Origin of the sequence: Trinickia sp. NRRL B-1857, assembly GCF_050470685.1 — a bacterium.
In the GTDB taxonomy this organism is placed as follows: Bacteria; Pseudomonadota; Gammaproteobacteria; order Burkholderiales; family Burkholderiaceae; genus Trinickia.
Map to the genome: position 1 here is coordinate 3,871,937 of NZ_JBFLUK010000001.1, position 25,651 is coordinate 3,897,587.

Genomic DNA, 25,651 nt, shown 5'->3' on the forward strand with positions numbered 1-25,651 from the left:
GCATATGGCTGCGGCGTCGTGCGCCGCCTTGCTGTTCGGCATCGCCAATGCCACTACATCGGGGGAAGCGTTCGGTAGCCCGGGCGCGACCGCTGTCCACGGGCCGGCGCAGAAGTCGTTTCTAGGCACTGCTGTCGGCAGCACCGCATCGTCCGTTTATTTCACCGGTTATCGCGGCGTCGTCTCCGAGGTGTATTACCCGGTGCTCGACACGACCGAATCGGTCGACCTCCAATTTCTCGTCGGCGATAGCGCGAAAACCTTCGTCGATGAAGAAAAAGTGCAGCCTTATACGGCCGCGCAAACCGACTCGCGCACGATGAGCTGGCAGGTGACCACCGGCAACACGGCGCACAACTGGCAGGTCACGAAGGTGGTCTACGCCGATCCGACGCGCAACTCGCTGATCGAGCGCGTCACGTTCCAAGCATTGAACGGCACGACGGTGGGTAACTACAACCTGTACCTGCTGTTCAAACCCCACCTCGACAACGCGGGCTCGAACAACACGGCGCTGACGCAAACCGCCACGAACGGTCGCGTCATGCTCGTCGGCAATCACAATACGCGCTATTCGGCGCTTGCAACGTCGTTGCCGTGGAAAGTGCAGAACGGCGTGTCGATGGTGTCGAACGGCTTTGTCGGACAGAGCGACGGTTGGACCGATTTGCTCGGCGGCGCGTCCGCCGACAAAACGATGGACTGGACGTATTCGTCGGCGACGAACGGCAATATCGCGCAGATGGGCTGGCTCGACTTCGGGGGCAGCAGCGCGACGAGCATCTCGTTCAATGTCGTGCTGTCGTTCGATAGTACGTCGGCCGCGGGCGCGATGAACACGGCCAATGCCACGTTGGGCGACAACCTCGACAGCCTGCGCACGCAGTACGACAACGCGTGGCATACCTACGCGGGCGGTCTTTCGACGCAAGGCGGTGCGGCCGACAACGAGTACTACCTTGCCGCGATGACGCTCAAAACGATGCAAGACAAGAGCAACGGCGCGATGATCGCGGGCATCGGCACACCGTGGGGCGAATCGCAGACCGATAGCAACAGCGGCGGCTATCACCTCGTATGGCCGCGCGATTTGTTCAAGTTCGCGAACGCGCTGATCACGGCCGGCGATACGTCGACGGCCACGACGGTGGTCAACTACTTGTTCAATACGCTTCAGCAAAAGAGCAATTGCGGGACGGCGGAGTACAACGCCTCCGGATGTCCTCAAGGCTACAGCCGGGTTGGACGCTTCCCGCAAAACGCTTGGGTAAGCGGCGTGCAGTATTGGCAAGGCACGCAAATGGACGAACAGGCGATGCCGATATTGCTCGCATGGCGGCTCGGGCCGAGCGTCTATAACGCGCAGTGGGCGAACATCCGCTCGACGGCCGACTACATCGTGGCCACGGGGCCTTGGACCTACCAAGAACGCTGGGAGGAAAACTCGGGCTATTCGCCTTCGACGATCGCCGCCGAAATCGCCGGGCTCGTCGCGGCCTCGCAAATCGCCGAGGCCAACGGCGATGCGACGCGCGCTGGCAACTATTTGGCCGCCGCGGACGATTGGCAGCAGAACGTTGCGGCATGGACCTATACGAGTACGGGCCCGTACGGCAACGGTCATTACTACATCCGCATCAACCCGTCGAACATGGGCGGCACGGGGACGGGGCCGCAGGTGTACAACCCGGCTTCCGGGCCCGATTCGGGACAGACGTTCACCGTCAAGAACGGCGGCGGCACGCAAGACGCGCGCGCCGTGGTGGATGGCGGCTTTCTCGAACTCGTGCGCATGGGCGTCAAGCGCGCGAACGATCCGACGATTACGAACACGTTGTCGGCCTATGACGCGGTCGTCAAACAAAACGTGAGCGGTCAAAATCCCGCCTGGTTCCGCTATAACTTCGACGGCTATGGCGAGCACAACGACGGCAGTCCCTTCGACGGTACGGGTGTCGGTCGGTTGTGGCCGATCTTCACGGCCGAACGGGGCATGTATTCGATCGCGAGCACGGGCGTGGGTAGCAACGGTACGTCGTATCTGAATGCGTTGAAGACGTACACGACGCCCGAGGGATTTATTCCCGAGCAGATCTGGCCGAATACGACGACGTTGCCCGGCGGCTGGCAGGTGACGACGCCGTCCGGCTATCAGGTCGGTTCGCCGACGAAGTCGATGGCCCCGCTCAACTGGGCGATGGGCGAGTACATCAGCTTGTTGGCATCGATTCAAGCGGGCAAGATCGTCGACATCCCGTCGATCGTCTGCGCTCGTTATAGCAACTGCGTCGTGCCGCCGGCGAGCGGGCAAGTCGGCGCATCGGTGAACGTCACGGCCAATACGCAACCGGGCCAGTACATGTATGTGACGGGCAATACGGCCGCGCTCGGCAACTGGAATACGAACCTCGGCTTGCCTGTCGATCCCTCGAGCTATCCGGTGTGGAAGAACTCTGTGAATTTGCCGGCGAGCACGACGGTGCGATACAAGTACTACCGCAAGAATGCGGACGGCTCGGTAACGTGGGAGAACTACGCCGGGGGCGGCAATCGGTCGGTGAGCACGCCGGCGTCGGGTAGCGTCGCATTGAGCGATACGGTGTCTTGGTAACACAGTGGGGCAGGGATCGTTCATCGCTGCCCTGCCTTGGTGCGCCGACCCTGTGCGCGCGTTCCGTCGCGGTGCGTCCGAACGCGCGCAACGTCGATCCTTCCTCCTTCCATGGCCCTCGAGGTCCATCCCGAGGCCATCGGCATGCAATTTGCCTTAATCGGTTCGTACCCTGACCAGGCACAACGGTGGGCGTTGCGGGGCTTTCGTGGGCCGCATCGTACCGTTCGATTGCGTTTTGGCTTGGGGACGACCGGTCGAGCGGTTTCGATCGGACTATGGGGGCGGTCGCCCGTCTCCATCGAAGAATGCTTGATACCGAACGGCTGCACCCGCGCAGGGCAGTAGCCGGGCTCGACCGGGGCCCCGATGGTGGTCCCGCATAACGAACGGGAAAATCGGCCATGAAGCAAGCCTTCTTCAGCGAGATGTTCGAGCGCAACGGGCCCGCTATCTCGGGGGTGCCCGCCGCCGAATTTCACGGATGCGGCGAAGCACGCATGCACTACCACGCGTTCTTCGAGTGGATGTGCGCGCAAAGCGAGCAGCAAATCAGCAATAAGCGCGCGGAAGCCGATCTGAATTTTCGGCGCGTGGGCATTACGTTCGCGGTATACGGTGCGAACGATGCAACCGGTGTCGGCACCGAGCGCACGATTCCGTTCGACGTCATCCCGCGCATTTTTCCCGTGCAGGAATGGGCGGCGCTCGAACGAGGATTGCGGCAGCGTGTCGGCGCACTGAACCGCTTCATTCACGACGTTTATCACGACCAAGCCATCGTGCGCGCGGGCATCGTCCCGGCGGAGCAGATCTTCGGCAACGGTCAATATCGCCCGCAGATGCAGGGTGTCGACGTGACGCGCGATATCTACGCGCATATCGCGGGCATCGACATCGTGCGCGCCGGAGCCGGGGAGTTTTACGTGCTAGAGGACAACCTGCGGGTGCCCTCCGGCGTGTCTTATATGCTCGAGAACCGCAAGATGATGATGCGGCTCTTTCCGGACCTGTTCGCACGTAACCGTGTCGCACCTGTCGCGCACTATCCGGACTTGCTGCTGGACGCGTTGCGCGCGGCGGCGCCGCACGGCGCACAAGATCCGACGATCGTCGTGCTCACGCCGGGCATGTACAACTCGGCGTATTTCGAGCACGCCTTCTTGGCGCAGCAAATGGGCGTGGAGCTCGTCGAGGGGAAGGATTTGTTCGTCGACGGCGGCTTCGTCTATATGCGCACCACACGCGGGCCGCAGCGCGTCGATGTCATCTACCGGCGCGTCGACGACGATTTTCTCGATCCCGAGGTGTTTCGCGCCGACTCGACGCTCGGTGCAGCCGGGTTGCTATCGGCCTACCGCGCGGGCAACGTGACGCTCGCCAATGCGGTCGGCACCGGCATTGCCGACGATAAGTCGATCTATCCGTATGTGCCCGATATGATCCGGTTCTATCTGGGCGAAGAGCCCATCCTCAATAACGTGCCGACATGGATGTGCCGCAAGCCGGACGATCTGCGTTACGTGCTCGATCACTTGCCGGAGTTGGTGGTGAAGGAAACGCACGGCGCGGGCGGCTACGGAATGCTCGTGGGGCCCGCTTCGACAGCCGCTGAAATCGAGGCATTTCGCGCAGTGCTGCTAGGAAATCCCGACAAGTACATTGCCCAACCCACGCTTGCGCTCTCCACCTGTCCGACTTATGTCGAAAGCGGCATCGCGCCGCGTCATATCGATTTGCGTCCGTTCGTGTTGTCGGGCAGCGAGGTGCGGATGGTGCCCGGCGGATTGACGCGCGTGGCCCTGCGCGAAGGCTCGCTCGTCGTCAACTCTTCGCAGGGAGGCGGCACCAAGGACACCTGGGTGCTCGAGCAGTAGGACCTCGGGTGCAGCGCCGCCTCGCCGAACGATATCGCTTCGGTAACGCCACTTCGGAGACATCATGCTGAGCCGTACCGCCGACCATCTGTTCTGGATGGCACGTTATACCGAGCGCGCCGAAAACACGGCGCGCATGCTCGATGCGAATTATCAACTCGCGCTCGTACCGCAATCGGACGAGTACGTTGCGCTCGGCTGGCGCGCCATGCTCTCGATTTCGGAATTGGCCGGCATCTACGCGGCCGCGCACCCGAACACGACGAGCCGCGATGTCATCGCGTTCATGTCGAGCGATCGCGACAATCTTTCGTCGATCGTTAGCTGCCTGCGGGCCGCGCGCGAAAACGCCCGCGCCGTGCGCGGATCGATCACGACCGAGCTTTGGGAAACGCTAAATACGACTTGGCTCGATGCCCAGCGCATGTTGGCCGACGGCGTACTCGAGCGCGATCCCTGCGAGTTTTTCGAATGGGTCAAGTTTCGCTCGCATCTCTCGCGCGGCGTACAGCTCGGCACGATGGTGCGGGACGAAGCGTTCAACTTCATGCGGCTCGGCACGTTTCTCGAGCGGGCGGACAATACCGCACGCATTCTCGATGTGAAGTACGAGATGCTCGAGCAACGCGGCGCGACGTTGGCCCAGCCGCTCGCGCAATCGCTCGATTACTATCACTGGAGCGCCGTGCTGCGCTCGGTGTCGGGCTTCGAGGTCTATCGCAAGGTCTATCGCGACGTCATCGTTCCCGAGCGCGTCGCGGAGCTACTGATCCTATTCGTGGATTGGCCGCGTTCATTGGCGGCCAGCCTAAGCGAAGTGCGGCAACTCATCGCGCGTGTGCGCAACGCACGCTCGGCCCGTGCCGAAGCGATGGCCGTGCAATTGCATACCGACGTATGCGCGCTGCCGATCGGCGAAGTGTTGCGCGATTCGCTGCATGCGTGGCTCACCGATTTTCTTGCGCGCGTCAATGAACTCGGGAGCTGTATCAGCGAAGACTTCTTGGTGCCGCTCGCGCCCGAACCCGCACTCGCGCAAGTGCCGCGGCTATCGCAATCCCAATCGCAATCATCCACGCAACCGCACGCGGCTTGAGCGTCGCGGCCCGAATCGTTTCGTTCATCGTATCGAGGTTCCCCCGTGTCGATCCGCGTCGCGTTAAATCATGTCACCGAGTACCGCTATGACCGCCTCGTCACGCTCGGGCCGCAAACCGTTCGTCTGCGACCGGCGCCGCACTGCCGCACGCCGATTCTGAGTTATTCGATGCGGATAGAACCGGCGAGCCACTTCGTCAATTGGCAGCAGGACGCTTTTGCGAATTATCAGGCGCGACTCGTCTTCCCCGAGCCTACGACCGAATTTCGGGTGACGGTGGATTTCGTGGCGGAGATGTCCGTCTACAACCCGTTCGACTTCTTTCTCGAGCCGCAGGCCGAGACATTTCCGTTCGAATACGCCCCGGCGCTTGCGGCCGAACTCGCGCCGTATCTTGCACGCAGCGCCGAGCCGACGCCGAGTTTTGCCGCCTTCATCGAGAGTATCGATCGTACGCCTTGCGGGACGGTCGATTTTCTCGTCGCGCTCAACCGGCGGCTCGCGCACGAGATCGCCTATCTGATTCGGATGGAGCCCGGCGTGCAGACGCCGGAGCAAACGCTTGAACAGCGCTCGGGTTCATGTCGCGATACCGGTTGGCTACTCGTTCAAACGCTGCGTCAGCTCGGCTTCGCCGCGCGTTTCGTCTCCGGTTATCTTTTGCAGTTGACGCCCGATGAGAAGGCGCTCGATGGACCGAGCGGCACCGAGGTCGATTTCACCGATTTGCATGCGTGGTGCGAAGTCTATCTGCCGGGCGGCGGCTGGATCGGGCTCGATCCGACGTCGGGCTTGATGGCCGGCGAGGGGCACATTCCGGTGGCTTGCACGCCCCAGCCGGGCAGCGCCGCACCCGTGTCGGGCGCGCTCGACGAGTGCGAGGTCGAGTTTGCGCATCGCATGTCAATCGCGCGAGTGTACGAGACGCCTCGGGTGACGAGCCCGTACGATGAAGACGTCTGGCGCGAAATCGACCGGACGGGGGCGCGGGTCGACGCCGATCTCCAATCGATGGACGTGCGGCTGACGATGGGCGGAGAACCCACGTTCGTATCGGTACGCGATCGCGACGCCCCCGAGTGGAACACCGACGCACTGGGGCCGACCAAACGCGGGTACGCCGTTTCGCTAATGGACACGCTACGCGCCCGCTACGGTGCCCGGGGCTTTTTGCACGTCGGCCAGGGCAAGTGGTATCCGGGGGAGCAATTGCCGCGCTGGGCGCTTTCGCTCTATTGGCGCGAGGACGGCGAACCATGCTGGCAGGACCCGTCACGTTTCGCCGATGAAAGAGAGCCGATGGACTATACGTCCGCGGACGCCGAGCGCTTCATTCGTCGGCTTGCCGATATGCTCGCGGTCGACGAACGCCACGTCCAAGCCGGTTACGAGGACGTCTGGTATTACCTCTGGCGAGAGCGGCGCTTGCCGGTCAACGTCGATCCGTTCGACTCGCGATTGGACGACGAGCTCGAGCGTTTGCGGTTGCGGCGCGTGTTCGATGCCGGGCTGTCGGCCGTGACGGGTTATGCGTTGCCGCTCGCGCGCGAACGCGACACGGCGACGACGCTCGCCGGAGCCAGGTGGATCACGGGCCCTTGGTTCTTTCGCGACGAGCGCATGTATTTGATCCCCGGCGATTCGCCGATGGGCTATCGTCTACCGCTCGATTCCTTGCCATGGGTCAGCGCAGCCGACTATCCGTCGTTGCATGAGCACGATCCGTTCGCGGCGCCAACGATGCTGCGTGGTGCGGCGCAGTTGCGCGCTCAATACGGATCGGCAGAAAAGGCGAGCGCGGCCGTGTCCGCGGATGGGCGCGCCGGTACGCAAGCCGAAGGATGGAGTCCGCGTGTGCCCGAGCGCGGCGAGTCGGCCGCATCGGTTCGCCGCACGGCCCTTTGCGTAGAGGCGCGCGATCCCGCGCGCGCGGCGGGACCTCGGGCCGAGGCCGACGCTGCCGCCCGCGGGCGCAAGGGCGGCGCACTCTATGTTTTCATGCCGCCGCTTTCGGAATTGGACGACTATCTGGACTTGCTGGCGGCCGTGGAAGCAACGGCGACGGATCTGCAAGTCAAGATCGTGATCGAAGGCTATCCGCCGCCGCGCGATGCGCGCTTGAAACTGCTCCAGGTGACGCCCGACCCGGGCGTTGTCGAAGTCAATATTCACCCGGTCTCGAACTGGGGTGAGCTCGTCGACAACACCGAGTTTCTCTACCGAGCTGCGCGCGAGTCGTATCTCGGCCCGGAAAAGTTCATGCTCGACGGGCGCCATACGGGCACCGGCGGCGGCAACCATATGGTGCTCGGCGGCGCCACGCCCGCCGACAGCCCCTTTCTTCGCCGCCCGGACTTGCTCGCGAGCCTCATCGCTTATTGGCACAACCATCCGTCGCTGTCGTATTTGTTTTCGGGGCTCTTTATCGGGCCCACGAGCCAAGCGCCGCGGCTCGATGAAGCCCGCAACGATCAGGTGTACGAACTCGAGATTGCGTTTCGCGAACTGCAACGTCAGGTCGATCGACTGGCGGCGCTCGACACAGGCGGGCAGGCGGTGCCGCCTTGGCTCATCGACCGTACGCTGCGCAACATCTTGATCGACGTGACGGGCAATACTCATCGCGCCGAGTTTTGCATCGACAAACTCTATTCGCCCGATGGCCCAACGGGCCGGCTCGGCCTGCTGGAAATGCGCGGCTTCGAGATGCCGCCGCATGCGCGCATGAGTCTTGCGCAACAACTCTTACTGCGTGCGCTCGTGGCACGCTTTTGGCGCACGCCCTATACGACGAGGCTCACCCGCTGGGGCACCGAATTGCATGATCGCTTTATGCTCGGCACGTTCGTGCGGATGGATTTCGACGACGTCCTCACTGATCTGTGCGCCGCCGGATACGCGTTCGACCGGGCCTGGTTCGCGCCGCATTTTGAGTTCCGGTTCCCGCTCGTCGGCGAGTTCGACGCGAGCGGCGTCCGGCTCACGTTGCGTCACGCACTGGAGCCTTGGCATGTCATGGGGGAGGAGGGCGCGCCGGGCGGTACCGTGCGGTTCGTCGATTCGTCGCTAGAGCGTATCGAAGTGCTTGCGCTCGGGCTCAACGAGAGCCGTCATCAGGTGACCGTGGGCGGCGTGCCGTTGCCGCTGCAACCCACGGGTCGCGCGGGCGAATACGTGGCGGGCGTACGCTTTCGCGCGTGGCAGCCCTCGGCGTCGCTGCATCCGACCATCGGCGTGCATGTGCCGCTCACGTTCGATCTCGTCGACAACTGGGCGGGACGCTCATTGGGAGGATGCCAGTATCATGTGGCCCATCCGGGTGGACGCAATTATCGGACGTTTCCCGTCAACGCCAATGAAGCGCAGAGCCGGCGGCGCGCGCGCTTTTTCACGATCGGCCATACGCCCGGGCCGATGTCCGTGAAGACGTGCGAGCGCAGCCTCGAGATGCCGTTTACGCTCGATCTGCGGCGGGTGGGGTAGAGCGACTGACCGAAGCTAGAGAGCAATTTGCCTTTTCAATCGACCCTGCCGTTCGATGGGGCGGCCGATCTCGCCGATATCGGCGCGCGCCTATCCGAGGTTCCCCCCCGAGCGGGCCATTGGGACGAACTGCGCGAGGCTTCCGGTGCGCTACGCGCGCCGTGGCGGCGCTTTTTCGGCCTGCTCGGCGATGACGGCGCGGCGGACCTCGAGCATGCCGCCGCAAAGGTTGCTCGGCAAATCCGCGACAACGACATCACCTACAACGTCTATGCCGACAACGGCGAGGCGCGGCCGTGGGCGCTCGATCCGTTGCCGTTTATCGTCGAGGAGGGCGAATGGCGCGCAATCGAGCGCGGTGTTGCGCAGCGCGCGCGACTCCTAGAAGCGCTCGTCGCCGATATCTACGGGCATCAGACGTTGCTCGCGCAAGGGCTGTTGCCGCCGGCGCTCGTGTTCGGACACCCGGGTTATCTGCGCGCGATGAAAGGCTGCGTGCCGCCTGGCGGACGCTACTTGCAAATCGTTGCCGTCGATCTAGCGCGTGGACCGAAGGGAGACTGGACGGTCGTCGGGCATAGGACGCAGGCGCCGTCGGGGCTCGGCTATGCGCTCGAGAACCGGCTCATCGTCGCGAATTTGTTTGCCGAGCCCTTTCGCTCGCTTGGGGTGCAGCGTTTGGCGCCTTCGTACTCGCAATTGATCGCAACGCTCGCGCAGGCGGCGCGCGAAACGATGACCGAGGACGAGCGGCGCGTCCGCGCGGATTCGCCGCACATCGCTTTACTGAGTCCTGGGCCGTTTAGCGAGACCTATTTCGAGCATGCGTTCCTCGCGCGGTATCTGGGCCTCACGCTCGTCGAAGGGACCGATCTCACCGTGCGCGGCGACAAGCTCTATCTGAAGACGCTGGTGGGCTTGGAGCGCGTCCACGGGCTGCTACGGCGCCTCGACGATACTTTTTGCGATCCCGTCGAGCTGCGCGCGGATTCGACGATCGGCGTGCCCGGGCTATTGCAGGTGCTGCGCGCGGGCAACGTCGTCGTCTCGAACGCACCGGGCGCGAGCGTCGTCGAGTCGCCGGCGTTGCATGGATTCTTGCCCGGCATTTGCGCCGCGCTCTTCGGCGAAACGCTCGCATTGCCGAGCGTTTCCAGTTGGTGGTGCGGGGAGGCGGCCGTGCGCGAGGACGCGTTTGCGCGCCTCGAGCAAGGATGCCTCGTCTCGACCTGGGCCGGGTTGCCTTATCCGTCCTCCTACGAAACGCCACCCGGGCTCGCGGCCGGCGCCCAACGGCTCGCCGACTGGCACGCGCGCGTGCAAGCGGCGCCCGACGCTTTCACGATCCAAGCCCCGCTGCCGCACTCGTGCACGCCGCGCTACGAGGACGGCGCGCTGACTCGGCGTCCGTGCGTCTTGCGCATCTACGCGATCGCTACCGCTTCCGGCGGCTGGCATGTGTTGCCGGGGGCGTTCACACGCACGGCCGGCGAACAGCAAACGAGCGTATCGATGCAATCGGGCGGCAGCAGCGTCGATACGTGGGTACTGTCTAGCCGGCCCGCCAACCCGTTTTCCCTTTTGCCTTCGCCGATGAAGCCCGGCGATTTCGCGCATCGGCGCCGTACCGTGTCGAGCCGAGCCGCGGAGAACCTATTCTGGGCGGGACGCTATTGCGAGCGCGCGGAAAACAGCGTGCGCCTTGCGCGCTTGATACTCGGCTCGCTCGACGATCACGATTCCGACGCCATGCTCGGAACGCTCGCCGAGCTCGCCGTGCGGTTCGAGTTGATTCCGGCCGCCGATGAAGCTGCCCGCGGCTCGCGCCACGCGTTCGAGCGGACGCTGGCGGCTTCCTTGCACGAGCATTCCGGTACGGCGAGCGTGGGGCGAATCATCGCCAGCCAAGTGCGCGCCTGCGGCGAGATCCGTGCGCGACTCTCGAACGATCATTGGCGCACGATCTTGGCGGCACGTAACGATTTTCGCGACGCGTTGCAAGCGCAATGGCTCGCGCCGTCCATGGGCGGGCCGGCGTATCACGGCGAGGACGCGCAACACGGCGGCCGCCATGAATCGTACGACCGCGTCGCGTTGATGAGTGCGCTCGAGACGCTGGCCATGCAGTTGTCGGCGATCAGCGGCGCGCAGGGCGACCGAATGGTGCGCGACGAAGCGTGGCGGCTACTGTTTGCCGGACGCCACATCGAACGCGTGATCGGTATGACGACATTCCTACGGGTCGTGGCCGATGCCGGCATGCTGGCGACGCCGGCCGGCTTCGACGTGTTGTTGCAGCTATTCGACAGCACGTTGACTTATCGATCGCTCTATCCCGGGCGGCTCGAAGTGCCGGCGCTCATCGATCTGCTCGTCGTCGATCCCACTAACCCCCGAGGACTGTATGGCGTCCACGACCGGCTGATGATCAAGCTCGACGAAATCGCTCGTGCGGCGGGCGGTCCGCCGATGCCTGCCGTATCGTCTTTACCGACGCTCGAGCGCCTTTGCGACACCGACGCTGCGGGGCGCTATGCCACGCTCGTCGCGCTGTGCGACGAACTCGCCGCGCGGGTCGCCGCGGCATCGGACGAGATCAGCGCGCGTTATTTCATCCATGCCGATCGCGCGCGCGGATCGAGGGTGTCCTCATGAGTGGCGAGATCACGCTTTCGGTCGTGCACGATACGACCTATCGCTACTCCACGCCGGTCGAGCGAGCCCAGCATCTCGCGACGATCCGTCCGCTCGATTGCCCCTGGCAGCGCGTGGTCTCGCATCGTGTGCGCATCGATCCCGCACCGTCTTACGAGGCCTCGCATCTCGACGCATTCGGCAACGAAGTGCGCTACTTTTCCTTCGATGCGCCGCACGAGCACTTGCAGGTGACAAGCGAAACCCTGGTCGTGATCAAGCGCCGGTGGGATGCGCTCGCCACGTTCGCGACACCGGCTTGGGAGGAGGTTGTCGACGCCCTTCGCTATCGAGCGGGCCGGGCGTATCGGCCCGAGAGCGAGTTCGTCTTCGCTTCGCCGAATATCGCGCTCGCCCCCGAGTTGCGCGAGTACGCGCTGCCGAGTTTCGAATCCGGTACGCCGATCGTTGCCGGCGCGATCGATCTCATGCATCGGATCCATGCCGATTTCGCCTACGAGACGCAAGCGACGGCATTCGATACCCCGGCGTTGCGCGCGTTCCGCTTGCGCCAGGGCGTGTGCCAAGACTTCGCGCAGGTGATGATCGGTTGCCTGCGCTCCCTTGGGTTGGCGGCGCGTTACGTGAGCGGTTATCTGCGGACGGTTCCCCCGGCGGGGGCGCCGCGTCTCGTCGGCGCCGATGCCTCGCATGCTTGGCTGTCGGTGTTTTGCCCCGGCATCGGGTGGGTCGACCTCGATCCGACGAACGACGTGCTAGCCGATCTGGACCACGTCACGCTTGCGTTCGGACGCGACTACAGCGACGTATCGCTGCTGCGCGGGATCATTCTCGGCGGTGGGGAACACGTGGTCGACGTAGCGGTCGATGTGACCGCCAGGTAGCGCACGAAGCGAACGATCAATGCGGCAGCCGTACGTCGAGCTTAAATGTGACGAGCCGTGCGATGAGGATGAAGCCGGTTGCGACGATCACGCTGTAGACCGAATCGAATTGCAGACGATCGAGCAGCAGATAAAGCCAGCAGCCGGCGAACGCGCATGTGGCATAGGGACGCGAATCGCGCAGTAGCAGCGGCACCTCGTTGCAAACGACGTCGCGCATGATGCCGCCGAAAACACCGGTCACGACACCCATCATCACCGCGATGAACGACGGCATATTCGCATCGAGCGCGATCGAGGTGCCGGAGATGCTGAATAGCCCCAGGCCGATGGCGTCGGCCACGAGCAACGCGCGTTCGTTGAAGACGCGCGAGGCCATGCGCAGCACGTACGGGGCGAACAACGACAGCACGAAAATGACGACGACGTAGGCCTCGTGCTGCACCCAATAAAACGGGCGCCGCTCGAGCAGCACGTCGCGCACGGTGCCGCCCCCGAAGGCCGTCGCGAGTGCGACGAGGAAGGTCCCCACGGCATCGAGCCGGCGTTTGCGGGCCTCGATGAAGCCGGAGAATGCATAAGCGAGGATCGCGAGGCCCTCGATGATCGCGAGCGCGAACGTGAGCCTAGGATGCACTGTCGGCGCCTCGGTCGGGGCGCATCGCACCTTGCCGGGTCAGGCTCGGCTGGAGCAGCACGAGCACCGCCCCCGCGCCGCCGTCATGCGGCCGTGCTTGGCAGAATGCGATGACTTCGGCCTTTTGGACGAGCCAGGCGCGCACCTTTCCTTTCAAAACCGGCTCTTTGCCGATCGAGCCCAGCCCCTTGCCGTGGATCACGCGAACGCAGCGCAGCCCGCGTTTGACCGTCTCGCGGATGAATTCGGCCAACGCTTCGCGCGCCTCGTCGCGGCGCATGCCGTGCAAGTCGATCTGCGCCTGCACGATCCAATCGCCGCGCCGCAATTTGCGCACGACTTCCTGGCTCACGCCCGGTCGGCAATAGAACAGCGACTCGTCCGTATCGAGCAGCACCTCGGGGTCGAATTCGTCGGAGATGGCTTCGCTGAGCACTGCTTGCTCGTCGCGCTGCGTCTGCAACGGCAAGGCCGTGGGCGGTGTACGGCCATGGACCGCGCGCGCCGCGGCGGCGATCGGTGCGACGTCGCCGATCTCGCGCCGGAATATCTCGGCATCGGCCGCGGCTTCACGGGCGGCCTTGGCGGCGGCGAGACGCTCGCGTTCGCGTTCGGCCGCGTTCTGCTTGAGAGTGTCGCGCAGCGAGGCAAGATCGGCAAGACCGGTACCGGCCTTCGGGGGCTTGGTTTCGCTGGGACGGGGACGATTCTTTGACATGACTTGACACCGACGACAACCGAGATCGAGTTCGACAACGCGGGGCGGACAACCTGAGAACCGCCTGGCGTAAAAAGGGCCGCTGGCTTGCCGCCGCGGCCCTCATCCGACTGCGGCACCGCTTGGCATCGACGCGCCGAGCGGTGCCGACGACCGCTATTTTACCGGTCGGCTTCCGCGCTCATCACATGGTCCTGATGCAGCTCGTGCACGCTTTCCAGATAACGCTGCGCATCGAGGGCGGCCATGCAGCCCGTGCCGGCGCTCGTGATCGCTTGGCGGTAGACGTGATCTTGCACGTCGCCGGCTGCGAACACGCCCGGCACGCTCGTGCCAGTGGCGTTGCCGTTCAGGCCGCCGTTCGTGATGATGTAGCCGTTCTTCATCTCGAGCTGACCCTCGAAGATGTCGGTGTTCGGTTTGTGGCCGATGGCGATGAACACGCCTTGTAGCGCGACGTCGGCCGTTTCGCCCGTTTGCGTGTGTTTGATGCGCACACCCGTCACGCCCGAATCGTCGCCCGTGACTTCGTCCAGCACGTGATTCCATTTGATCTCGACGACGCCTTCCTTCTCTTTCTCGAGCAAACGGTCGATGAGGATCGGCTCGGCGCGGAACTTGTCGCGACGATGGATGACGGTGACTTTGCTCGCGATGCCGGCCAGATACAGCGCTTCTTCCACCGCGGTGTTGCCGCCGCCGACGACGGCCACGTGCTGCTTCTTATAGAAGAAGCCGTCGCAGGTCGCGCAGGCCGATACGCCGCGGCCCGAAAACGCTTCTTCCGACGGCAGGCCCAGGTACTGAGCCGAGGCGCCCGTCGCGATGATCAGCGAATCGCACGTGTACTCGCCCGAGTCGCCGATCAGCCGGATCGGCTTTTCGTTCAGCTTGGCCGTGTGGATATGGTCGAACAAGATCTCGGTGTTGAAGCGCTCGGCGTGCTCGAGGAACCGCTGCATCAGTTCGGGGCCTTGTACGCCGTTCGCGTCGGCGGGCCAGTTTTCCACGTCGGTGGTCGTCATCAGCTGGCCGCCTTGGGCTAGGCCGGTCACCAGCACGGGAGCGAGGTTCGCGCGCGCGGCGTAGACGGCGGCCGTATAGCCGGCGGGGCCGGAACCGAGAATGAGCACTTTGGCGTGTTTGCGCGTGGACATGATTGTTCGTTCCGTAAGAAAGATGCCGCGGGAAGCTGCCCGGCAGGCGTGGCGCGCTCGGCCGAGCCGCCCGCGTTACCCTGCTTCTAAGTTGGGCATACGTGCGTGATTATAAAGGGGCGTTCGAAGCCCCGCTGGAGGCGCGCTTAATCGCCGCGATAGCGTTTGCCCGCCGGGTGCGCTTCGCGCCGTCTAGGCCGTTCGCATGCCGTTACGGTCATTTACAGCCTGCGGGCCGACGCAGCGTTTACAATAGCCCGCATCGAACTCCTGGCGGGTGCGCCCGCCATGCTGCTACGGATTCATGGCCAAAGCTCCTTATTCGGCGCCTGCGCAAGCGTTACCGCACCGCATGTCGCGCCTTTTCACCGAAATCCGCTGGATCTTGCAGGTCGCGCTGGGCGTGTTCCTCGTGATGGCGCTCGTCAGTTACAGCCGCCACGATCCGAGCTGGACGCATGCGGCCCAAGTCGATCGCATCTCGAACTGGGCCGGTCGCGTCGGCGCCTGGACATCGGACATTTTATTGTTGCTGTTCGGGCTATCCACTTATTGGTGGGTGGTCTTGCTCGTCCGGCGTATTAGCGCGAACTATCGGCGCTTGAGCCGTCACGGCGAGGCGGAGGACGACGCGCCGCGCGACGGCGCTTGGATTGCCGATGCCTTTGCGTTCGTGCTGGTGCTCCTCGCGAGCGACGGCATCGAGGCATTGCGGATGTGGTCGCTGCGCTTGCCGCTGCCGCGCGCGCCGGGCGGTATCGTCGGCGACGCCGTGGCGCGCGGCGTCTCGCATGCGCTCGGCTTCACGGGCGGCACGCTCGCGCTGTTGATTGCGCTCGGGATCGGTCTGTCGCTTTATTTCCGGTTTTCTTGGCTGTCGGTTGCCGAGCGCGTGGGCGACTCGATCATTTCGGCCGTGACGTTCGCGAAACTGCGGCGCGAGGCGGGCCGCGATCGCAAGCTGGGCGAAGCCGCCGCGGTCAAGCGCGAGGGCAAGGTCGAGCAAAGCCGCGTGCGGCTCGAAGATCACGAGCCCGTGACGATCGTGCCGCCGCTGGCCACGCCGCCGAAGTCCGAGCGCGTCGAGAAGGAAAAGCAGGTGCCGCTGTTCGCCGATTTGCCTGGCGACTCCACCTTGCCGCCGATTGCATTGCTCGATCCGGCGCCGCCTGCGCAAGAGACGATCTCGGCCGACACGCTCGAGTTCACGTCGCGGCTGATCGAGAAGAAGTTGAAGGATTTCGGCGTGGACGTCAGCGTCGTCGCGGCGTATCCCGGGCCGGTCGTCACGCGCTACGAGATCGAACCCGCGACGGGGGTGAAGGGTAGTCAGATCGTCAATCTCGCCAAGGATCTCGCGCGGTCGCTTTCGCTCGTTTCGATTCGGGTCGTGGAGACGATCCCGGGCAAGAACTACATGGCGCTCGAGCTGCCGAACCAGCGGCGCCAAACGGTGCGTCTGTCGGAAATCCTCGGCTCCGAGGTCTACGCCGCCGCGTCCTCGAAATTGACGATGGGTCTTGGCAAGGACATCGGCGGCAATCCTGTTTGCGCCGACTTGGCGAAGATGCCGCATTTGCTCGTGGCCGGTACGACGGGCTCGGGCAAGTCGGTGGGGATCAACGCGATGATCCTCTCGCTGCTGTACAAGGCGAGTGCCGAAGACGTGCGGATGATCCTGATCGATCCGAAGATGCTCGAAATGAGCGTGTACGAAGGAATCCCGCATTTGCTGTGTCCGGTCGTGACCGACATGAGGCAGGCCGGCCATGCGCTCAATTGGGCCGTTGCCGAAATGGAACGCCGCTACAAGCTCATGAGCAAGCTCGGCGTGCGTAATCTGGCCGGGTACAACAACAAGATCGACGATGCGGCCAAGCGCGAGGAGAAGCTGCCCAATCCGTTCAGCCTGACGCCCGACGCGCCCGAGCCGCTTACGCGCCTGCCGCACGTCGTCGTCGTCATCGACGAGTTGGCCGACTTGATGATGGTCGTCGGCAAGAAGGTGGAAGAGCTGATCGCTCGTATCGCGCAAAAGGCGCGTGCGGCGGGCATTCATTTGATCTTGGCGACGCAGCGGCCGTCGGTCGACGTCATCACGGGGCTCATCAAGGCAAACGTGCCGACGCGGATGGCGTTCCAGGTGTCGTCGCGTATCGATTCGCGCACGATTCTCGATCAGCAAGGCGCCGAATCGCTGCTCGGCATGGGCGACATGCTCTATCTGCCCCCGGGCACCGGGTTGCCCGTGCGCGTGCACGGCGCGTTCGTTTCCGACGAGGAAGTGCATCGCGTCGTGGAAAAGCTCAAGGAACAGGGCGAGCCCAATTACGTCGAAGGTTTGCTCGAGGGCGGGCTGGCGGGCGAGGGCGACGAGGGCTCGGCCGCAGGTGGGGCCGCGGCGGGCGGCGAAGCCGACCCGCTGTACGATCAGGCCGTCGAAGTCGTCGTGAAAAACCGGCGCGCTTCGATTTCGCTCGTGCAGCGCCATCTGCGCATCGGCTACAACCGGGCGGCACGACTGCTTGAGCAAATGGAGCAATCGGGACTCGTTTCGGCGATGTCGTCGAACGGCAATCGCGAGATTCTCGTCCCGTCGCGCGAGGGCGATTGACCGCGGGCGGCGTTTGCCGCCGCGTCGTCGCGCCCACCGCGCACAATTTCCGATCCGTTACGGAGAGTCATCTTGAATTCAACGCAGTACACGTTCCAAGCCGGCGTGCGTTCGCCGTTCCTTCGTTTGTCCTCGCGCGGCGCAACGCGTGCCGGCGCATTCTTGCGCATGCTTGCGCGTGCCTTGGGTGCGACGGCGCTTGGCGCGGCATTGCTCGTCTCGGCGCCCGCCGCGTTTGCGAGCGGCACCGAGCAATTGAAGGCGTTCGTTGCGCAAGTGCAATCGGCGCGGGGCGAGTTCGTGCAACGCGAAGTGAAGGCGCCGCCGAAAAACATGCCGGCAAGCGGTTCGGTCGTGCCGACCCTTGGCGGTACTTCGAGCGGGACGTTCGTGTTCGCTCGCCCCGGCAAATTCATCTGGACGTATGAAAAGCCGTACACGCAGGTGCTGCAAGCCGACGGCGATAGTCTCTACGTCTATGACAAGGACTTGAACCAAGTCACGATCCGCAAGCTCGGCGGCGCGCTCGGCGCGAGCCCGGCGGCGATCCTGTTCGGCAGTAACGACCTCGACAAGAATTTCACGCTGCGTGACGCCGGGGTGAAGGGCGGTATCGATTGGCTCGAGTTGATCCCGAAGGCACGCGACACGCAGTTTCAGAGCGTCGGCATCGGCTTTCGCGACGGTAACCTCGAAGCGATGGAGCTGCACGACGTGTTCGGCAACGTGACGTTGCTCACGTTCTCGAATATTCAAAAGAATCCGGCCTTGAAGCCGGGCTCGTTCAAGTTCACGGTGCCCAAGGGTGCCGACGTCATCAACGGATAAGCGGATAAACGTCGACCGTCTTGCTCAATGCGGTATGAAACATGTCAGATCTGTTTTCGGTAGAGCCTAGCGCGCCGCTGGCCGAAGCGCTTCGGCCTAAGACGCTGGCCGACGTCATCGGTCAGTCGCACTTGCTGGGACCGGGCAAACCGCTACGGTTGGCCTTCGAATCGGGCAAGCCGCATTCGATGATTCTTTGGGGACCGCCCGGCGTCGGCAAGACGACGCTGGCGCGTCTGACGGCGACCGCGTTCAAGTGCGAATTCATTGCTTTGTCGGCGGTGTTCTCGGGCGTCAAGGACATTCGCGCGGCGATGGAGCAGGCCGAGCAGAGCCTTGCGATGGGCAAGCATACGATCTTGTTCGTCGATGAGATTCATCGGTTCAACAAGGCGCAGCAAGATGCGTTGTTGCCGTATGCCGAGTCGGGCCTCGTCACGTTTATCGGCGCGACGACCGAGAATCCGTCGTTCGAAGTCAACTCCGCATTGCTGTCTCGTGCGCAGGTCTACGTGCTCAAATCGTTGACCGAGGACGAGTTGAAGCAGCTCGTCGCGCGGGCCTGCGAGAAAGTGCTTTCGCATCTGCACATCGAAGAGGCCGCAATCGATACGCTCGTCGGTTACGCCGACGGCGACGCGCGCAGAATGCTGAACTTGCTCGAGCAGACGAGCGCGGCCGCACGTGCGTCCGGCACCGACGAGATCACGGCCGAGTTTATCCGCGAAGCGCTGACCTTGAACGCGCGCCGCTTCGATAAGGGCGGCGACAATTTTTACGACCAAATCTCGGCGTTGCATAAGTCGGTGCGCGGCTCGCACCCCGATGCGGCGCTTTACTGGCTGACGCGGATGCTCGACGGCGGCGCCGATGCCCGTTACCTCGCGCGGCGCATCGTGCGGATGGCATGGGAAGACATCGGGCTGGCCGATCCGAGGGCCATGCAGATCGCGAACGACGCGGCGGCAACCTATGAGCGCTTGGGCTCGCCCGAGGGTGAATTGGCGCTCGGGCAGGCCGCCATCTATTTGGCGATCGCGCCGAAGAGCAATGCCGGATACAACGCGTTCAACCAGGCGACGGCTTTTGTGCGGCAGGACAAGTCGCGCGAAGTGCCGGTTCATTTGCGTAATGCGCCGACCAAGCTTATGAAGGAATTGGGCTACGGTCATGAGTATCGCTATGCGCATGACGAGCCGCACGCTTACGCCGCGGGAGAAACGTATCTGCCGGACGGCATGCCCGAGCCGAGCTGGTATCAGCCGGTGCCGCGCGGGCTCGAAATCAAGATCGCCGAAAAGCTCGCCTTTCTGAAGAAGCTCGACGAGCAAGCGGACGAATAGACGGCTTAGCCGGGGATGCCCGATGCGGATCGCATGGGCTGCCTGTCTCTTGCACACGGAGCGCGGCGACGCGGCTTCGTGCGCTAAAATCGCGTTTTCATTCAACGAAAGTTCGCTTCCATGCTCGACATCCAGTTGCTGCGCAAAGATCTCGACGGCGTTGCCAAGCGCCTCGCCGCTCGCGGCTACACGCTCGATGTGGCCGCGTTTTCGGCGCTCGAAGCCGAACGCCGCGCCATTCAAACCCGCACCGAGGAGCTGCAATCGCGGCGCAACACCTTGTCGAAGCAGATCGGCGCGATGAAGGGCAAGGGTGAAGACACCACGGCGTTGATGGCGGAAGTGGGCGGGATCGGCGACGAGATGAAGGCATCGGCCGCCCAGCTCGACGACGTGCAGGCGCGTATTTCGAAGCTGATGCTCGACATGCCGAACGTGCCGCACGAGAGTGCGCCGGTGGGCAAGGATGAGAATGACAACGTCGAGGCGCGTCGCTGGGGCACGCCGCGCCAGTTCGATTTCGAGGTGAAGGATCACGTCGATGTCGGTACGGCGCTCGGGCTCGACTTCGAGACAGGGGCGAAGCTTGCGGGTGCGCGCTTCACGATGCTGCGCGGCCAGATGGCTCGGCTGCATCGCGCGCTTGCGCAGTTCATGCTCGACACGCATACGCAGCAGCACGGTTATACCGAGGTGTACTCGCCGTACATCGTCAATCCCGAGATCTTGTACGGTACGGGCCAGTTGCCGAAGTTCGCCGACGATATGTTCCGTGTCGAGAAGGGCGGTGGCGAAAACGTCGTGACGCAGTATCTGATTTCGACGTCGGAGATCACGCTGACGAATACGGTGCGCGACAGCATCGTGGATGCCGCGGCTTTGCCGATCAAGCTGACGGCGCATTCGCCTTGCTTCCGTTCCGAGGCGGGCGCGTACGGTCGCGACACGCGCGGGATGATCCGCCAGCATCAATTCGACAAAGTCGAGATGGTCCAAGTCGTCGCGCCGGATGCATCGTACGAAGCGCTCGAGAAGATGGTCGGACATGCCGAGGCTATCCTGCAAAAGCTCGAGTTGCCGTACCGCGTGGTGACGCTCTGCACGGGCGACATGGGGTTCACGGCAGCCAAGACCTACGACCTCGAAGTCTGGCTGCCGGCGCAGAACACCTATCGTGAAATTTCGAGCTGCTCGAACACCGAGTCGTTCCAGGCGCGCCGCATGCAAGCGCGTTACCGCAACGCGCAGGGCAAGCCCGAGCTTGTGCATACGCTGAACGGCTCGGGGTTGGCTGTTGGCCGTACGCTTGTCGCCGTGCTTGAGAATTTCCAAAACGCCGATGGTTCGGTGACGGTGCCGACGGCGCTGCGTCCGTACCTAGGCGGCGTGGAACGGCTGGAGCCGGCGTCGGCAAACTGATCGTTCGCGCGGCGTTCCAAGTTTTTTGGAAAAAGGGCTTGGAATGTCGTGGTAGCTGTTCTATAATCTTCGCTTCGCCAAACAACGACCAGCTTGGTGAAACGAATGCGGGGAGACCCCGTTCGAGAAGTCGGAAAGGTGGCAGAGTGGTCGAATGCGCCGGACTCGAAATCCGGTGTACGGTTATACCGTACCGTGGGTTCGAATCCCACCCTTTCCGCCAGAATTTCAGCAAAAACCCCGCAAAGTCGATGGCTTGCGGGGTTTTTCGTTTTTCGATCTGCCAATTGAGGTGGGTAGGGGTAGGGGCGGGGGCGGGCGTTGCCGATTCGTGGCCGCGCGGTTACGCTTTCATTAGTAGCCACGGTTGTCTGTGGGTCCCCGTGCAGCGCGGTTTCTGAAACTGCTCGTGACACGAAGCCCGTGCGCCTTGGTACTTTCACCCCCCTCAAAGCGCAGAGGATGCTGATGCGACCGTCTGTTGTGCTGGATTTGAAGCGAGGCGCGGTGCGCGAAGCTGCGGGCCGGTATCGGGCCGCCAATCCGCGCGTCTTCGGTTCGGTTGTTCATGGTACCGACCGAGACGGCAGTGACCTCGATTTGCTGGTTGATGCTTTGCCCGGTGCGACGCTGTTCGACTTGGGTGGCTTGCAAGATGAACTGGAATCGCTGCTGGGTATTCACGTCGATCTACTGACTCCGGCGGATTTGCCGCTGAAGTTCAGGGCCAAAGTGCTTGCGGAGGCTCGGCCCGTATGAATGAGAGTCGGTTGGCCGATTACCTCGACCATATGCGGCAGGCTGCGGAGGATTCCTGCGGCTTTGTGGCAGGCATGGGAAAACGCGATTTCCTTGACGATAAGCGCACGCAGCGGGCCGTCATCATGAGTCTCGTCATCATCGGAGAAGCCGCCACGAAAGTGATGGATGGTTATGCCGATTTTGCCGACGCGCATTCCGAAGTGCCTTGGCGCAGTATGCGCGGCATGCGTAATCGAATCGCTCACGGCTACTTCGATATCAACCTAGACGTTGTATGGGATACCGTGCAAACGGCGTTGCCAGAGTTGTTAAAGAATCTGTACGGGGTGAACAGCTCGGGCGGTCAGTAAGCGGTGTTTGCTGATCGTTGCTCAAATGGTGTCCCGAGCATAATCTCGCTCTCGTCATGAAGAGTGCGTGCGTTGCGTTCGCGTTGTTTATGAATCGCCCGCTGGGAACCGTGCAACTCTCGGCCAGTCTGCCCGATCACCGCGACAATCGCCGCCGAACGCAAATTTCCTTTCGTCCAGCGACGATTTGCGATAATCGTCTCCAAGCCGCCCAGATGAGCCCATTTTCCCGAGCGGCTTTCAATACAGAGACCAGAGACGACATGGCAAACGACAGCTTGCTCATTTCAAGCGACAAAGACGCGCTCGACATCGACGTGATCCACGCATTCCTGCACGATCACGCGTATTGGTCGAAAGGGATTCCGAAAGAGACCGTCGAGCGAGCGATCGAAGGATCGGTGTGCTTCGGCGCTTATATCGAAGACAAGCAAGTGGCCTTCGCCCGGCTGGTCACCGATATGGCCACCTTCGCTTATCTGTGCGACGTGTTCGTCGTGCCCGAGTATCGCGGCCGCGGATACGGGCGAGCCTTGATGGACCACATCTTCGACTCCGATCTGCTCAAGGGCCTGCGGCGCATCCTCCTCGTCACGAGCGATGCGCATGAGCTCTATCGCCCGGTCGGTTTTCAGTCCCTAGGCAGCCCGGAAAAATTCATGGAAATCGCGCGGCCCGACATCTACGCCGCGCTTCGCGAGGCCGCGTCTTGATGCTGAGGACACCGAAGCATTCGCGTTCGCCGCTCGGTTTTGTGCTCTGCACAATATCCGAGGGTGGACGCGCCATTCATCTCCCGCTTAAATACAAGGTTTGACTCGCCCGCCGGTTCGGACGAAGCTACGCGTTAGCCACCCATCCGCGATAATCGGAGCCTCATGAGTTCATCGCTGACTGTTCGCCGTATAGCCGCCGATCAGGGCGCAACGTTTCGCGAGTTGCGTGTCGCTTCGTTGCGCGATGCACCCGACGCCTTCGCCGAGACGCTTGAAGAAGCGCTCTCCGAACGCGCCGAAACCTTCGACGCAGCCGCGGCGCGCTATGCCAGCTCCGAAAGTTCGGCCACGTTCATCCTCTATACCGAAGGGCATCCCGCCGGCCTCATTGGCGCTTACTTCGACGATACGTCAGAACGCAAGCCGTTCGTTTGCGCCCTATGGGTTGCGCCCGCGGTGCGTCACTTGCGCGGTGGCGAATTGCTCGTGAACACCGCGACCGCCTGGCTGGCCGAGCGCGGAGCGACCGAAATCTACGCATGGGTGGCCGATGCCAATCGCACTGCCATGCGCTTTTACGAAGCGCTCGGCTACGGCCCCACCGGCGAGCATCAACCCGTTGCGCGAGCGCCCAAGGAATGGCAGACGTTGCTCGTGCGCAGCGTCAAGCCCGAACAAATCGCCGCCCACTAAACGCCCGCCAAACGCCCGCCGTGCTCGATGAACGATGCATGCGTCCATGCGACGCATGCATCGCGCATTGGCTTGTGGACGCGAAATTTCTGGCCCCTGGCGTGGACCCCTGTAAAATACGCAAAATTTTTTGCCGTAACGCCCCATGTCGCTGAACAAAACGCCTTTCTTCGAACTTCGCAGCGGCACCGTCGATGCGCTTCAGTTCGTCGTGAAGACCACCGACCTCGACGCGCTCAAGAACGAGCTGACGCGCCGCTTCGAGGCCACGCCGGAGTTCTTCTCGGGCGAGGTGGTCACGATCGACGTACGCCGCCTCGGCGAGAGCGAACGCGCATCGATCGCCGATATCGCGCGGCTGCTTGAAAGCGTGCGTATGCGGCCGATCGGCGTCGTCGCCGGCGAGGCACAGCGCGAGTGGGCCGGCACGAGCGGATTGCCGCTCGTCGAAGCACGCGACCGGCGGGGCGCGGCCGGGAAAGAGCCGGCGTCGCAGGACGGATCGAGCGCGCAACCGGTCAAGCCGGAGCCGGCGGCGGCAACCGCAGCCGAGCCGAGCGTTCGAATCGCGCCTGCCCCGCAGACGCTGATCGTCGACAAACCGCTGCGTTCGGGCCAGCAAGTCTATGCGAAAGGCGACCTCGTCGTGCTTGGGCTCGTGAGCTACGGCGCGGAAGTCATCGCCGAGGGCAACATCCATATTTATGCCCCGCTGCGCGGCCGCGCGCTGGCGGGTGTGCACGGCAATCACGATGCCCGGATCTTCTGCACGTGCCTCGAGCCGGAACTGATTTCGATCGCCGGCATCTATCGCACCACGGAGAATCCGCTGCCGGCCGACGTCATCGGCAAGTCGGTGCAAATCCGGCTGTCCGACGAAAAATTGATGATCGAACCGCTGCGGCTCACATAAACCGAGCCGCGCGAAGACGCGCCCAGCGCGTCGTTCCAATGGACGAATTTGACGAATACAGGGTAAGGGGAAATGGCGAAAATCGTTGTAGTGACTTCGGGCAAGGGCGGCGTGGGCAAAACCACCACGAGCGCGAGCTTCGCGTCGGGCCTCGCGCTGCGCGGCCATAAAACGGCCGTGATCGACTTCGACGTCGGCCTGCGCAACCTCGACCTCATCATGGGTTGCGAGCGCCGCGTCGTCTACGATTTCATCAATGTGATCCAAGGCGAAGCGAACCTGAATCAGGCGCTGATCAAGGACAAGAAGTGCGAGAATCTGTTCATCTTGCCGGCCTCGCAAACGCGCGATAAAGACGCGCTGACGCTCGAGGGCGTCGAGAAGGTGGTGAACGATCTGGCCGGCATGGGCTTCGACTATATCGTCTGCGATTCGCCGGCCGGTATCGAATCGGGCGCGCTGCTGGCGATGCACTTCGCCGACGAAGCGCTCGTCGTGACGAACCCGGAAGTGTCCTCCGTGCGCGATTCGGATCGTATCCTCGGCATTCTTTCGTCGAAGACGAAGCGTGCGATCGAGGGCAAGGATCCCGTGAAGGAGCACCTGCTCATCACCCGTTACAACCCGAAGCGCGTCAGCGAAGGCGAAATGCTTTCGTTGTCGGACATCCAAGAAATCCTGCGTATCGACTTGATCGGCGTCGTGCCGGAATCGGAAGCGGTGCTGCACGCGTCGAACCAAGGCTTGCCGGCCGTCCATATGGACGGGACCGACGTGGCCGAGGCCTACAAGGACGTGGTGGCTCGCTTTCTCGGCGAGGACAAGGAGCTGCGCTTTACCGACTACCAGAAGCCGGGCCTGTTGCAGCGCCTCTTCGGTACTCGCTAAGGAG

General features: G+C 63.2%; 19 protein-coding genes and 1 tRNA gene. 17 read left to right on the plus strand and 3 right to left on the minus strand.

The genetic code is table 11. The features are described from left to right. Nucleotides 1-4 precede the first annotated feature (4 nt). The 6 genes from AB1286_RS17335 (at nucleotide 5) to AB1286_RS17360 (ending at nucleotide 12,609) form a co-directional block, all read left to right on the plus strand. Nucleotides 5-2,611, plus strand: coding sequence for a glycoside hydrolase family 15 protein (locus AB1286_RS17335; protein WP_430365109.1), 2,607 nt, complete (start codon nucleotides 5-7; stop codon nucleotides 2,609-2,611). Nucleotides 2,612-3,015: 404 nt separating this feature from the next. Further along, nucleotides 3,016-4,488: a circularly permuted type 2 ATP-grasp protein gene (locus AB1286_RS17340; RefSeq protein ID WP_430364415.1), complete on the plus strand. Its 1,473-nt coding sequence runs from the start codon at nucleotides 3,016-3,018 to the stop codon at nucleotides 4,486-4,488. Nucleotides 4,489-4,552: 64 nt separating this feature from the next. Next, on the plus strand, nucleotides 4,553-5,584 hold the full coding sequence (locus AB1286_RS17345; protein WP_430364416.1) for an alpha-E domain-containing protein: 1,032 nt from the start codon (nucleotides 4,553-4,555) through the stop codon (nucleotides 5,582-5,584). A gap of 45 nt (nucleotides 5,585-5,629) precedes the next feature. Further along, entirely contained in the window at nucleotides 5,630-9,070 is a 3,441-nt protein-coding gene (locus AB1286_RS17350) for a DUF2126 domain-containing protein (protein WP_430364417.1), read from the plus strand. 27 nt (nucleotides 9,071-9,097) lie between these two features. After that, entirely contained in the window at nucleotides 9,098-11,725 is a 2,628-nt protein-coding gene (locus tag AB1286_RS17355) for a circularly permuted type 2 ATP-grasp protein (protein ID WP_430364418.1), read from the plus strand. After that, nucleotides 11,722-12,609 carry a transglutaminase family protein gene (locus tag AB1286_RS17360; RefSeq protein ID WP_430364419.1) on the plus strand — a complete coding sequence of 296 codons (888 nt, stop codon included), beginning with the start codon at nucleotides 11,722-11,724 and terminating at the stop codon, nucleotides 12,607-12,609. The genes AB1286_RS17355 and AB1286_RS17360 overlap by 4 nt, the downstream gene beginning before the upstream one ends. Nucleotides 12,610-12,625: 16 nt before the next feature. Here the strand turns inward: AB1286_RS17360 and AB1286_RS17365 are convergent, their stop codons facing one another. The 3 genes from AB1286_RS17365 to trxB form a co-directional block, all read right to left on the minus strand. Beyond that, nucleotides 12,626-13,246: a trimeric intracellular cation channel family protein gene (locus AB1286_RS17365; protein WP_430364420.1), complete on the minus strand. Its 621-nt coding sequence runs from the start codon at nucleotides 13,244-13,246 to the stop codon at nucleotides 12,626-12,628. Beyond that, the gene (locus tag AB1286_RS17370; RefSeq protein ID WP_430364421.1) at nucleotides 13,236-13,964 is read right to left on the minus strand and encodes a Smr/MutS family protein; all 729 of its coding nucleotides are present in this window, start codon (nucleotides 13,962-13,964) and stop codon (nucleotides 13,236-13,238) included. The genes AB1286_RS17365 and AB1286_RS17370 overlap by 11 nt, the downstream gene beginning before the upstream one ends. 161 nt (nucleotides 13,965-14,125) lie before the next feature. Further along, nucleotides 14,126-15,121, minus strand: coding sequence for a thioredoxin-disulfide reductase (gene trxB, locus AB1286_RS17375; protein ID WP_430364422.1), 996 nt, complete (start codon nucleotides 15,119-15,121; stop codon nucleotides 14,126-14,128). Nucleotides 15,122-15,425: 304 nt separating this feature from the next. Here trxB and AB1286_RS17380 point away from each other — a divergent pair, with 304 nt between their 5' ends. From AB1286_RS17380 to minD, 11 genes are all read left to right on the plus strand, one after another. Continuing rightward, nucleotides 15,426-17,735: a DNA translocase FtsK gene (locus AB1286_RS17380; RefSeq protein ID WP_430364423.1), complete on the plus strand. Its 2,310-nt coding sequence runs from the start codon at nucleotides 15,426-15,428 to the stop codon at nucleotides 17,733-17,735. 168 nt (nucleotides 17,736-17,903) lie between these two features. After that, nucleotides 17,904-18,563, plus strand: coding sequence for an outer membrane lipoprotein chaperone LolA (gene lolA / locus AB1286_RS17385; protein ID WP_430365110.1), 660 nt, complete (start codon nucleotides 17,904-17,906; stop codon nucleotides 18,561-18,563). A gap of 41 nt (nucleotides 18,564-18,604) precedes the next feature. Further along, nucleotides 18,605-19,906 (plus strand): replication-associated recombination protein A, encoded by a 1,302-nt coding sequence (locus AB1286_RS17390; RefSeq protein WP_430364424.1) that lies wholly within the window; start codon nucleotides 18,605-18,607, stop codon nucleotides 19,904-19,906. 120 nt (nucleotides 19,907-20,026) lie between these two features. After that, a complete protein-coding gene (serS, locus tag AB1286_RS17395) occupies nucleotides 20,027-21,325 on the plus strand; it encodes a serine--tRNA ligase (RefSeq protein ID WP_430364425.1) in 1,299 nt (432 codons plus the stop codon). A gap of 132 nt (nucleotides 21,326-21,457) precedes the next feature. Then, nucleotides 21,458-21,548 (plus strand) — tRNA-Ser (locus AB1286_RS17400). Nucleotides 21,549-21,793: 245 nt separating this feature from the next. After that, nucleotides 21,794-22,084 carry a nucleotidyltransferase family protein gene (locus tag AB1286_RS17405; RefSeq protein ID WP_430364426.1) on the plus strand — a complete coding sequence of 97 codons (291 nt, stop codon included), beginning with the start codon at nucleotides 21,794-21,796 and terminating at the stop codon, nucleotides 22,082-22,084. Beyond that, a complete protein-coding gene (locus tag AB1286_RS17410) occupies nucleotides 22,081-22,437 on the plus strand; it encodes a HepT-like ribonuclease domain-containing protein (protein ID WP_430364427.1) in 357 nt (118 codons plus the stop codon). Before AB1286_RS17405 ends, AB1286_RS17410 begins: the two co-directional genes overlap by 4 nt. A 263-nt stretch (nucleotides 22,438-22,700) precedes the next feature. Continuing rightward, a complete protein-coding gene (locus tag AB1286_RS17415) occupies nucleotides 22,701-23,150 on the plus strand; it encodes a GNAT family N-acetyltransferase (RefSeq protein WP_430364428.1) in 450 nt (149 codons plus the stop codon). A 165-nt stretch (nucleotides 23,151-23,315) separates the two neighbouring features. After that, nucleotides 23,316-23,846, plus strand: a complete 531-nt coding sequence (locus tag AB1286_RS17420; RefSeq protein WP_430364429.1) for a GNAT family N-acetyltransferase — start codon at nucleotides 23,316-23,318, stop codon at nucleotides 23,844-23,846. A 145-nt stretch (nucleotides 23,847-23,991) separates the two neighbouring features. Then, nucleotides 23,992-24,759 (plus strand): septum site-determining protein MinC, encoded by a 768-nt coding sequence (gene minC / locus AB1286_RS17425; protein WP_430364430.1) that lies wholly within the window; start codon nucleotides 23,992-23,994, stop codon nucleotides 24,757-24,759. A gap of 72 nt (nucleotides 24,760-24,831) precedes the next feature. After that, a complete protein-coding gene (gene minD, locus AB1286_RS17430) occupies nucleotides 24,832-25,647 on the plus strand; it encodes a septum site-determining protein MinD (protein ID WP_430364431.1) in 816 nt (271 codons plus the stop codon). Nucleotides 25,648-25,651: the final 4 nt, after the last annotated feature.